We start from the raw sequence: 11,699 nt of genomic DNA, 5'->3' as shown, positions 1-11,699 counted from the left end.
AATGACAGGTACGTCCGAACAAGCATCTACCCCAGAACAACCACCTGTTGTTATCCCGGCTGACCAACCAAAGTCATCAGCCGACTCAGAAACGTTCTGCAAGGACAAGAAGCCAGGTTGCAGCAGCAGCTATGACGACATCATCTACGTCACCGGCCAGCGTCGTTTCTGGCTGTTGCCCAAGCGCACGTCCGAGAAGCTGAAAGAAAGCGTCAATCTGCTCAAACAAAAAACCGTCGGTGCAGACAAAGCCACGCGCATGAGCAACATCGCCGATGCCGGGCTGATGGACTACTTCCTCACGCCCAGCCCGGAGGCTTTTCTCGAAGCAGACGACCGTAGCAGTTACCTGGCGTCGAAATCGGCAATCCCCGAAGACACGGCTAAAAAAGCGCAGTGCCGCAAGGATTGGGACGCAGCAAAAGCCAAGGGTGACAGCGACGCGACGATGCATGCTGAGCGCGAGTTGTTCGCAGCTCAGCAACGGATTGATAAAAACAAGAAGAACATGGAAGCGTTGGAAAAAGTATCCGACGCCAGCGCAAAGGAGTTGGGGTACAAGCGAGAAAGCGGAGTTTTTTATACGCCGCGTGCTTTAAAGGCTCGGGATGCAATCGACAAGTACATTGAAGAGCGCGACAAAGCAAAAGCTCACGGCTACAAAATGTTCGATCCCGGCAGTAAAAAGATTGCGTCGGCGTGGGAGCACCTGAAGGATTACAAGGCGCTTCACAAAAAACTGATTGAAACCGGCGAGATCGACGAAAAGAAGCTCAAGGGTGTGCAGATCAACATCCTCGCATTGAAAGACCTGATGTCCCCATACATCAATGCCATCGTGGAACTCGCCGAGTGCGGGGTGGCTGTTCCCGAATTCGCACTCAGCCCTGATGACCAGTACGCAGGTACCGAGGATTTTCAGGCCTTTATCGAACTGACAAACAAACGCGATGAGCTTGAAAAAAAAATCGAAGCGCGTTATTCCCAATGGGTCTCGGCTACCGGTGGCAAGTCAGCGCCGCCCGGAGTGCTCTTTGTCAGCTTGCAAAAGCAGTGGTACGACCTGAACGCAGAGGCTGAGCGAATTCAGAGCACTGCCGAAGCACGCGTTCGAGCACTCAAACCTCCCCGCCTGTTTCTCTGGGACGCGGAAAGCTACAAGCCAAAACCCCTCGAACGTCTGGCCAAAACCAACATTCCGCTGCGCGAACTCAGCAGTGCTTCTTCCACGTCGATCCTTAACCACATCAGCCTGAAACATCTGGCTCAAGCGGGTGGCAACGCGTTCCAAGGCCAACTTAAAGAGCTGGCGACCAGTTTGCCCAAGTCGATTGCCAAAGAAGCAGACGATGATCGTGTGTTCAGTGATTGGCTGGAACAGGAAGGCGCGCTGCAATTCGATGAAAAAGGCCCATGGTTCGATGAGCATGGTCTGTTCCTGCCAGAAAAATTTTTCGCTGCGCTGGAAGCCAAAGGCTACAAAGTCGAAAGCATCAAAGCCGAAGCCAAGAAAAAAAGCTGGGGCGAAAACCTCAAAGCCATGGTTTTCGAAGATAAACAGCTTCGTAACCTCATGCTTTTTGACAACAGCCCGCAGGCCCAACTGGTGCGCTGCCTGCTACCGGAAGGTGCCAACCTGCTGACCGAAGTCAAAATGGAAGGGCCAACGTTGAAAAGTGGCAGTCCCCAACTCGCCAACGTTGAGGTCGCGCTGGATGTGGCTGCATGGCGAGGGGAAGTGACCTTGCTGAAATTCGAGTATCCCAAACGGGCCAAGGCCGAGCCTTGGACCGCTCAATACACCGCCCACGACGGCAGCGTTCGCAGCGTCAACTTCGGCAAGCTTTCCCTTGATCTGGAGGCCAAGGCCTGGGGATTCGCCGGTGCGAGCCTCATGCTGTCGCGCGATCTCACCCTCGATCAAAAAACCGGTTACACCAGCCTTGTCGGTGTGGACCTTGCCGAGAAATCCGGCGACCTCGCCAAGTACGAGATATTCGCCGGCGCCCAGGCCGGATGCAAAGTCACCGGCAAACTGTTCTGGTGCCCACCACCCAGCGTCCTCCCCCTGCCCCAGTACCAAATCGCGTATTAGCCAACCAATGGCGCCCATTGGCCAAACTGGAAGTCGAAATGGCGGTTGCACTCGGCGCAGGCATCTCGGGCGATATGCACCTTCGCATGCAAAACGGACACCTTTTGCTGTCGATCAAGGGCTCACTGGTCTGGGGCGCGGGGGTTAAAGGATATTTGACCTTTGAGGTAGGCTACGACAGCATCGTTGCATTGACGGAACTGGTGCGACAGGAAATGGCCGCGAACCAATACAAGGATCTTGAGTGGGTCGATGGCGAAGCCATGGACTATCTGCAGAAACTGAGCTTCCTCGGCGCCACGGGTATCGATGTGGCGTTTGCCTATGTGCGTGGGTATGCCATTGTTAAAGGGATATTTGATGCGCTGACCGAGGGTGGTCGTGGGGGACAAATTGCTCACACACTTATCTTGGATAAAAACCAAAAAGTAATGCAGGAGTGGGTGTACAACCTAACCCCACAGGCCCTAGGCCCATTACTAATGGCTTTAAGTACTTCACCTAGGTCATTTTCTGCTGAAGATGACGAGGACAGTAAAAGCTACAACAACGACGAGGCATACCTCATTCAACAACAAGCAATTGAAAGATGCCTTAGTTGGATTTCAAAAAAAACCAATGCAAATTTGCAATTTGAAGAAGCAATTATTTGCATGAATCGTGACGGGATTCGTCCCCCGCAGGCAGGACTTATGTTCTGCAAAAATAAGTTAAAACTCGATCTATTCATGAATGAAAGGGTTTTAGGCCACATCCCGGGTAACAACAGAATGCGGGAGCGGTACTCAGAAAACGCTAAACTTCTAGGAGCGAGAATGAATAGCCACTGCACTTACTCGAGCACATATACCGGCCCTGCATTTGCACCTATTCAAGAAGTCAAGGCCTTCTACAAAGGACCAAACATTGATTAAAACAATATACGCCATAATTTTATATTCAATATTTCTATCCACCTCAGCTTTTGCAGAACTTACGAGCGTTCAACAAGTAGCAAAAAATAAAGGCCTTATCCTTTATCAACAAAGTGATTGGTACGATTCTCAGCCGCTACTGAAAATCGCGGCAGATGCGGGAGACAGTACGGCGCAATATTACTTGGGAGAGGCTATCCGCCTCAGCAACCGCTACACCACCGAAGACGCAAAAAAATGGTACGAATCAGCAGCTAAGCAAGGAGATTTGTATGCAATGCTTCGGCTGAGTAATTCGCATGATTTGTGCAAGGAGATGGGGAGTTGCTCAGGTAAAAGCGATGAAGAATGGCGGAATTATGCACTACAGGTTGCAAATGAGCGCGCCGAGAAAGGCGATACTGAGGCAATGATTGTTTTATTTACCGCCAAGCAAGGTTTGCAATGGTTGGAAAAAGCAGCGACGGCAGGCAGTGGATTTGCTCAAAAAGTGCTTGCTGGTAAGTACAAAGATGGTGAAGGCTGGTTCCTTATTCCTGGCAGCCGCGAAAGAGCCGTTGAGAAATGGTTCAAAGCTTCAGCGGAGAGCGGCTACCCACCGGGTATGTACCTCTACGCAAATTTTTTATATGAAAATAAAGCAAGCAAAGAAGACGTAGGATATTGGCTAAAAAAGGCCGCTGAGTCAGGTCACATTGATGCCGCTGGTGGATATGCCCTCACTGTAGCGCATCTTCCTGACAGTTACGGATTTCCGTTGGACTTAGTAGAAGCCTATGGAATCACCTACCTTATCTCCCATTTGCAAGGCGGTGGCGTAGCCCCTGAGGATGCTAGAAGAAGCCTTCCTGAAATTGCCGAAAAGATGAGTCCTCAAGAAATCAAGGATGGGATCCGCTTTGCCAAAGATTGGGAAAAGACTCACCCACCACTTTCCTACTTTGTTCCGGCTTACGGCTACTGATCTAAGGAAGTTTATCTGTGTCCGCTTTCCGCCCTATTTTCTTGAGCATCGCCTTCTGGGTTTCCACCACATCAATTTCCAACGCCCAAGTCATTGAAAATCAAGCGGCAGCGAAAGAAACTGGAATTATGCTTTACCAGCAAAGTGCATGGACTTCCTCACAGCCTTTTTTGCAAACCGCTGCCGAAGCAGGCGATCGAGACGCTCAGTATTACTTAGGCGAGGCCATCCGCCTAAGTAACCGTTACATGACAGAGGACGCCGTGAAATGGTACGAGGCCGCAGCCGAGCAAGGAAATATCTATGCCATGCTGCGTCTCAGTAACAAAGAAGATCTCTGCACCGTAATCGAAACCTGCACTCAAAAAAGTGGTAAGGACTGGAGGGCGCAGGCCTTAAAAATTGCACGCGAACGCGCGGAGAGAGGCGACACCGAAGCAATGGTCGTGCTCTATACAGCTAAACAAGGCTTGGAGTGGTTAGAAAGGGCTGCAGAGTCGGGTGACAACTTCGCTCAGCAACTTCTTGCGAGTGCCTACCAAAATGGAAAAGGTTGGTTCGTAATTCCTGGCAGTCGAGAAAAAGCAATCGAAAAATGGTTTAAGGCATCAGTGGAAGGGGGATTCCCTCCGGGGATGTATCTTTATGCGAACTATTTGTACGAACACAACGGAAGTATACAAGATGTCGGAAAATGGCTTAAGAAGACTGCCGAGTCGGGGCACATTGACGCCCTAGGCGGCTACGCCCTTAATATCGCCCATCTTCCAGATAGCTATGACTTCCCCTTAGATCTAATAAAAGCGTATGGATATACATACTTAATTTCAAATCTGAAGGGAGGTGCTATCGCCCCAGAAGAAGCGAGGTTAAACCTTCCAAGGATTGCGGAGAAAATGGGGCCGGAGGAAATCAAGTCAGGAATTGAATTCGCCAAAGATTGGGAAAGAACACACCCACCACTTTCTTACTTCGATCCAATTTATGGTTATTAAAAAATCCAACCACAGAGCAAACGAAGATAGACCATGTTCTCTTCTTTAGACATGGTCTATCTATCAATGAGCCCTACCCTCACGGACACTAAACGTGGCATGCCCCTTAAGTCCCCCACATGAAGGACCTAAGTGCCTAGCAATAAATATGAGCGATTACCCCACGCGGGGGACTTCGAAAAAGAAAAGGGACGGAAAACGGGGACAGACCACAGCTTCTTTTCTCAGCCCTGACGACCAGTACGCAGGGACCGAGGATTTTCAGGCCTTTATCGAACTGACCACCAAACGCGATGAGCTTGAGAAAAAGATCGAAGAACGTTACTCCCAATGGATCTCGGCCACTGGCGGAAAATCTGCGCCACCCGGCGTGCTCTTCGTCAGCTTGCAGAAACAGTGGTACGACCTGAATGACGAGGCAGAGCGAATTCAGAACACCGCCGAAGCACGCGTTCGAGCACTGAAGCTGCCCCGTCTGTTTCTCTGAGACGCGGAAAGCTACAAGCCAAAACCCCTCGAACGTCTGGCCAAAACCAACATTCCGCTGCGCGAACTCAGCAGTGCTTCTTCCACGTCGATCCTTAACCACATCAGCCTGAAACATCTGGCTCAAGCGGGTGGCAACGCGTTCCAAGGCCAACTTAAAGAGCTGGCGACCAGTTTGCCCAAGTCGATTGCCAAAGAAGCAGACGATGATCGTGTGTTCAGTGATTGGCTGGAACAGGAAGGCGCGCTGCAATTCGATGAAAAAGGCCCATGGTTCGATGAGCATGGTCTGTTCCTGCCAGAAAAATTTTTCGCTGCGCTGGAAGCCAAAGGCTACAAAGTCGAAAGCATCAAAGCCGAAGCCAAGAAAAAAAGCTGGGGCGAAAACCTCAAAGCCATGGTTTTCGAAGATAAACAGCTTCGTAACCTCATGCTTTTTGACAACAGCCCGCAGGCCCAACTGGTGCGCTGCCTGCTACCGGAAGGTGCCAACCTGCTGACCGAAGTCAAAATGGAAGGGCCAACGTTGAAAAGTGGCAGTCCCCAACTCGCCAACGTTGAGGTCGCGCTGGATGTGGCTGCATGGCGAGGGGAAGTGACCTTGCTGAAATTCGAGTATCCCAAACGGGCCAAGGCCGAGCCTTGGACCGCTCAATACACCGCCCACGACGGCAGCGTTCGCAGCGTCAACTTCGGCAAGCTTTCCCTTGATCTGGAGGCCAAGGCCTGGGGATTCGCCGGTGCGAGCCTCATGCTGTCGCGCGATCTCACCCTCGATCAAAAAACCGGTTACACCAGCCTTGTCGGTGTGGACCTTGCCGAGAAATCCGGCGACCTCGCCAAGTACGAGATATTCGCCGGCGCCCAGGCCGGATGCAAAGTCACCGGCAAACTGTTCTGGTGCCCACCACCCAGCGTCCTCCCCCCTGCCCCAGTACCAAATCGCGTATTAGCCAACCAATGGCGCCCATTGGCCAAACTGGAAGTCGAAATGGCGGTTGCACTCGGCGCAGGCATCTCGGGCGATATGCACCTTCGCATGCAAAACGGACACCTTTTGCTGTCGATCAAGGGCTCACTGGTCTGGGGCGCGGGGGTTAAAGGTTATTTGACCTTTGAGGTAGGCTACGACAGCATCGTTGCATTGACGGAAATGGTGCGACAGGAAATGGCCGCGAACCAATACAAGGATCTAGATTGGGTAGATAAGGAAGCCTCAGCCTATATGGAAAAATTGAGCTTCCTCGGCGCCACAGGTATTGATGTGGTATTTGCGTACGTGCGTGGGTATGCAATTGTTAAAGAGATTTTTGATGCGCTGACCGAAGGGGATCGGGGTGGGCAGATTGCGTATACGCTTGTCCAAACCGAGAATCAAAAAGCAATGCAAGAATGGGTGTATAACTTGCAGCCACAGGCTTTTGGCCCATTACTGTTAGCATTGAGCAGCTCGCCCGGGCCTTTTACTGTTGAAGAAGACGGAGCAGAAACGCAAAGTTTTAACGAAGACAATGCTCACCTTTTTCAGCAGCAAGCCATTGAGCAGTGCTTAGGATGGATATCCACCAAGCCTGATGCTAATCGCCAATTTGAAGAAACGATAATTCGCATGAATCGGGATGGCGCACGACCTACCCAAGCCGGTGTCGCATACTGCAAAAACAAAATAAAACTCGACTCTTTCATGGCTGAACGAGTGCTTACTCTCGCAGCAGCAAACAACAATATGCGGGCAAGATATCGAAATACAGTTTCAAAACTTGGAGCACGCCTGAATGCGCACTGTGACTACAGCACTGTATATAAAGGCCCAGCTTTTGCGCCTATCCAAGAAATAAACTCTACGTATAAAGGACCAAACATTGATTAAGCAAGTTATTTTTGGTTTTCTCTTTTCGACATTTTTTTCATTCCTCTACGCAGCGCAATTGACGGACTCCCAAACTGCAGCAAAAAACAAGGGCATTACACTTTACCAACAAAGCGCATGGGACTCATCTCAACCTTTTTTAAAAATTGCGGCTGAAGCAGGCGATCAAAAAGCCCAATATTATCTGGGCGAGGCGATTCGCCTAAGCAATCGATACACGACGGAGGAAGCGAGAAAATGGTATGAAGCTGCGGCAGATCAGGGCGACCTATACGCCATGCTTCGTCTAAGTAGTAAGAGTGATCTCTGCAATGCAATGGGCGACTGCGCGACGAAAAGTAATGAAGAATGGAGAGCCCGTGCTATAAAAATTGCTCGTGAGCGTGCAGACGAAGGCGACACAGAAGCAATGGTTGTAATGTTTACAGCCAATCAAGGTTTGGAATGGCTAGAAAAGGCCGCGGAGTCAAAAGACAGCTTTGCTCAACAACTTCTCGCTAGCGCTTATCAAAGGGGACAAGGTTGGTTCATCGTTCCGGGCAGTCGCGAGAAAGCTATTGAAAAATGGTTTAAGGCGTCAGCGGAGGCAGGTTTCCCACCAGGCATGTATCTCTATGCAAATTACCTATATGAACATAACGGGGACATGTCAGAAATAGGATCCTGGCTTAGAAAAACAGCCGAAGCTGGACATATAGACGCATTGGTTAGTTATGCCCTCAACGTTGCTCACATCCCTGATACTTATGGTTTCCCTCTAGACCTAGTGAAGGCTTACGGCTTTACCTACTTGGTATCAGAACTTAAAGGAGGAGGGGCTTCACCAAGAGAGGCCAGAATAAACCTTCCTCAGATTGCAGAAAAAATGAACGCTGAAGAAATAGAAATGGGCATTTCATTCGCAAAAAAATGGGAGCAGACACATCCGCCACTTTCTTACTTCCCCCCTATATATGGATACTAAACACCATTCACACTCAAAATAAAAACCAAACAAAGTGGATCACTTATTTGAACAATCACCCCTAACCAAATAAACCCACCCACCAAACAAACACTGCGAATACAACACAACTTTCAGAAATCCTGCTTTTGCATCGTCACAAGACATAAGGGAATTTATAAAAGGCAAAAAAATGATTAACCTATTTAAATTCAGTATATTTATTTCACTACTCTTCTCCTACCCTGCCTTTGCGCAACTAACACAGGAGCAGGAATCCGCAAAAGAAAAAGGATTAACTTTATACCAACAAAGCGATTGGTATGACTCTCAACCTTTACTGGAGAAGGCAGCAATAGCTGGAGATAAAACTGCTCAATATTATTTAGCCGAAGCAATTCGGCTGAGCAACCGATATACCAATGCCGAGGCAAGAAAGTGGTATGAGGCTGCAGCGGAACAGGGCGACATTTACGCAATGCTTCGTCTGAGCAGTAAAAATGACCTCTGCAGTAACATTGGAGATTGTAGTGGTAAAAGTCCTAACGAGTGGCGGGAGCAGGTAATTCAAATCGCCTATGATCGCGCGAAAAAAGGCGACACGGAAGCGATGACGGTACTCTTCATCACAAAGCAGGGATTTAAATGGTTAGAAATGGCCGCTGAAGCAGGCGATCCGTTGGCACAAAATACGCTCGCAGGAATCTACGATGATGGTGACGGGTGGTTTTTGGTCCCCGGCAAGCGTGAGAGAACAATTGAAAAATGGTATAGAGCGTCGGCTGAAGGCGGTTACCCACGCGCCATGTATCTCTATGCTAGCTACTTATTTGAACACGACGGTAAAAAAGAAGACGTTGCCTACTGGCTAAAAAAATCCGCCGAAAATGGTTATATCAATGCAGTAGGTAATTACGCACTCAGCGTAGCCCATATTCCGAACGATTTAGATTATCCAAAAAATATCGTAGAAGCATATGGTTTGGCCTACCTGATGTCTAATTTCAAAGGTGGCGGAACAGCTTCAGAAGACGGAAAAAGGATACTTCCTAAAATTTCCGAAAAAATGACAACACATGAAATCAATCAAGGCATTTTATTTGCCAAAGAGTGGGAAAGATCACGCCCTCCCCTATCGTATTTCGTACCAGTTTACGGCTACTGAAAAAACCAAGGGAGTATATCTAATTAACAAATATAACAATTAGATAAATTCACGCCAAGGACCAAGCATTGATTAAAAATCTATTGTTCGCTGCAATAGCTTCGGTTATTTTTTGCAGCTCCGCTATCGCGGAACTAACAACCATGAAAAAAACAGCGAAAGGCTCCGGGATTGCTCTGTTCCACCAAAGTGATTGGTATAATTCACAGGCACTACTCAAAGTAGCGGCTGAGAGTGGAGATAGCACTGCACAATACTACTTGGCAGAAGCCATACGCCTTAGTAATCGCTATACAACTGCCGAAGCCAAAAAATGGTACGAAGCCGCAGCCGAGCAGGGCAGTCTTTACGCGATGCTTCGACTGAGCAATGAAGAAGATTTGTGCGGAGCTATGGGTACCTGCTCCGGAAAGACCGCAGCAGAATGGCGGGAGCAAGTTTTAGAAAAAGCAAACGAGCTAGCGGAGAAAGGTGATACGGAGGCAATGACTGTTCTATTTACGGCCGGCCAGGGACTGTCGTGGCTAGAGAAAGCAGCTGAAGCGGGTGACAGTTATGCCCAACAACTGTTGGCTAGCGCTTATAAAAGTGGCGCTGGATGGTTCTTGATTCCGGGCAGTAGAGAAAAAGCAATAATCAAATGGTTTAAAGCATCATCTGAAGGTGGTAACCCAAGAGGCATGTTCCTCTATGCGAACTATTTATATGACTATAACGGCAGTAAAGAAGATATAGCATACTGGGTCAAAAAAGCAGCGGAACACAGCCACATAGATGCAGTGGGCACCTACGCATACAAAGTTTCAGACCCATCTAACGAACTAGGTTACCCAGAAAACCTGGCTGAAGCTTATGGCTTGACGCTTTTACTTTCGAAACTCGAGGCAGGTACAGCACCTGAAGATGCGAACAGACTGCTCCCAGAATTAGAAAAAAAAATGAGCCCTGAAGAAATAAAAAAAGCAACGGAGTTCTCTAAAGACTGGGAAAGATCTCACGCGCCTTTATCTTATTTTGATCCCATTTACGGGTACTAGTCATACCGCTACAATCAGAGAAAAACAAACAAAACAAAGGAGGTGGATTTATTTAATAACAACTAAAATTAAATGAACCCATCCTATTTTTCTGCCTCTTTTTAACCGCTTCAGCACCATAACCACGACCTCAAAGCCATTCACAACGGATCTAACATTGATCAATCGAGCAATTTTCAGCTTCCTTATATTCCTTTTCTTATCCAACGCTTTCGCTGGACAACTGACAGAGTCCGAAGAAAAATCCAGAGACAAGGGAGTTATTCTTTATCAACAAGGAGCATGGACTTCCTCGCAACCGTTTTTGCGAGTTGCGGCCAAGGCCGGCGATAAAAAGTCTCAATATTTTCTGGGCGAGGCGATACGACTGAGTAATCGATACATGACGAAGGAAGCCAGAAACTGGTACGTAGCTGCGGCAGATCAGGGCGACCTATACGCCATGCTTCGTCTAAGTAGTAAAAGTGATCTCTGCAATGCAATGGACGACTGTGCAACCAAAACTAGTGAAGAATGGAGAGCCCGAGCTTTAAAAATTGCTCGTGAGCGTGCAGCCGAAGGAAACACAGAAGCAATGGTTGTAATGTTTACAGCTAATCAAGGCTTGGATTGGCTAGAAAAGGCTGCGGAGTCAAAAGACAGCTTTGCTCAACAACTTCTCGCTAGCGCTTATCAAAGGGGACAAGGTTGGTTCATCGTTCCGGGCAGTCGCGAGAAAGCAATTAAAAAATGGTTTAAGGCTTCAGCAGAAGGAGGTTACCCCCCGGGTATGTACCTGTATGCAAACTATTTATATGAACACAACGGCAGTAAAGAAGAGATCGGAAGCTGGCTCAAAAAAACAGCCGAGTCCGGGCATATAAATGCACTAGGGGGCTATGCACTAAACATCGCCCATCTTCCAGACACTTATGGATTTCCTCTAGATTTGGTTAAGGCTTACGGCTTCACCTACCTAATAGCAAACCTCAAAGGCGGAGCAATCGCACCGGAAGACGCAAGATTGAATCTCCTGGAAATTGCAAAAAAAATGCAACCTGAAGAAATAAAACAGGGAATCGCATTTTCTAAAGAATGGGAAAACAATCACCCCCCTCTTTCTTACTATGCTCCCATTTACGGCTACTAAGCTGTTTCGCTGAAGGGTAGATTTGCAAAACGCAGAATTTCATCAGCACAAAATTGCAAAAAAATCGCAGCCCAACGCTGCGATTTTTTCTTTCGTACCGT

At 48.4% G+C, this 11,699-nt stretch carries 10 protein-coding genes; all 10 read left to right on the top strand.

The window, feature by feature from the left end:
- Window position 1 precedes the first annotated feature (1 nt).
- The 10 genes from AB4P97_RS01130 (at window position 2) to AB4P97_RS01085 (ending at window position 11,598) form a co-directional block, all read left to right on the top strand.
- Window positions 2–2,095 carry a type II toxin-antitoxin system RelE/ParE family toxin gene (locus AB4P97_RS01130; RefSeq protein WP_395601970.1) on the top strand — a complete coding sequence of 698 codons (2,094 nt, stop codon included), beginning with the start codon at window positions 2–4 and terminating at the stop codon, window positions 2,093–2,095.
- Between the two features lie 38 nt (window positions 2,096–2,133).
- Window positions 2,134–3,009: a hypothetical protein gene (locus AB4P97_RS01125; protein WP_395601969.1), complete on the top strand. Its 876-nt coding sequence runs from the start codon at window positions 2,134–2,136 to the stop codon at window positions 3,007–3,009.
- Window positions 3,002–3,973, top strand: coding sequence for a tetratricopeptide repeat protein (locus AB4P97_RS01120; RefSeq protein WP_042561918.1), 972 nt, complete (start codon window positions 3,002–3,004; stop codon window positions 3,971–3,973). Before AB4P97_RS01125 ends, AB4P97_RS01120 begins: the two co-directional genes overlap by 8 nt.
- A 17-nt stretch (window positions 3,974–3,990) precedes the next feature.
- The gene (locus AB4P97_RS01115; RefSeq protein ID WP_042561919.1) at window positions 3,991–4,968 is read left to right on the top strand and encodes a tetratricopeptide repeat protein; all 978 of its coding nucleotides are present in this window, start codon (window positions 3,991–3,993) and stop codon (window positions 4,966–4,968) included.
- A 148-nt stretch (window positions 4,969–5,116) separates the two neighbouring features.
- Window positions 5,117–5,455 carry a hypothetical protein gene (locus tag AB4P97_RS01110; RefSeq protein ID WP_042561920.1) on the top strand — a complete coding sequence of 113 codons (339 nt, stop codon included), beginning with the start codon at window positions 5,117–5,119 and terminating at the stop codon, window positions 5,453–5,455.
- A 174-nt stretch (window positions 5,456–5,629) separates the two neighbouring features.
- Window positions 5,630–7,324 (top strand): hypothetical protein, encoded by a 1,695-nt coding sequence (locus AB4P97_RS01105; protein WP_395601968.1) that lies wholly within the window; start codon window positions 5,630–5,632, stop codon window positions 7,322–7,324.
- A complete protein-coding gene (locus AB4P97_RS01100; RefSeq protein ID WP_052491499.1) occupies window positions 7,317–8,288 on the top strand; it encodes a tetratricopeptide repeat protein in 972 nt (323 codons plus the stop codon). The genes AB4P97_RS01105 and AB4P97_RS01100 overlap by 8 nt, the downstream gene beginning before the upstream one ends.
- 172 nt (window positions 8,289–8,460) lie before the next feature.
- Window positions 8,461–9,432, top strand: coding sequence for a tetratricopeptide repeat protein (locus AB4P97_RS01095; protein WP_042557854.1), 972 nt, complete (start codon window positions 8,461–8,463; stop codon window positions 9,430–9,432).
- Between the two features lie 68 nt (window positions 9,433–9,500).
- Window positions 9,501–10,469, top strand: coding sequence for a tetratricopeptide repeat protein (locus AB4P97_RS01090; RefSeq protein WP_042557853.1), 969 nt, complete (start codon window positions 9,501–9,503; stop codon window positions 10,467–10,469).
- Between the two features lie 157 nt (window positions 10,470–10,626).
- Window positions 10,627–11,598, top strand: a complete 972-nt coding sequence (locus AB4P97_RS01085; protein ID WP_042557852.1) for a tetratricopeptide repeat protein — start codon at window positions 10,627–10,629, stop codon at window positions 11,596–11,598.
- The last annotated feature ends 101 nt before the right edge of the window (window positions 11,599–11,699 follow it).

Origin of the sequence: Pseudomonas sp. A1230 (assembly GCF_044218825.1) — a bacterium.
Taxonomy (GTDB): domain Bacteria; phylum Pseudomonadota; class Gammaproteobacteria; order Pseudomonadales; family Pseudomonadaceae; genus Aquipseudomonas; species Aquipseudomonas iridis.
Note: the sequence above shows the minus strand (reverse complement) of the source record. Positions and strands in the feature narration are given on the sequence as shown.

Bases quoted from the DNA above. Each gene is read 5' to 3' on its own strand.
- AB4P97_RS01125 (WP_395601969.1), top strand. From the start codon at position 2,134: ATGGCGGTTGCACTCGGCGCAGGCATCTCGGGCGATATGCACCTTCGC.
- AB4P97_RS01110 (WP_042561920.1), top strand. From the start codon at position 5,117: ATGAGCGATTACCCCACGCGGGGGACTTCGAAAAAGAAAAGGGACGGA.
- AB4P97_RS01130 (WP_395601970.1), top strand. From the start codon at position 2: ATGACAGGTACGTCCGAACAAGCATCTACCCCAGAACAACCACCTGTT.
- AB4P97_RS01095 (WP_042557854.1), top strand. From the start codon at position 8,461: ATGATTAACCTATTTAAATTCAGTATATTTATTTCACTACTCTTCTCC.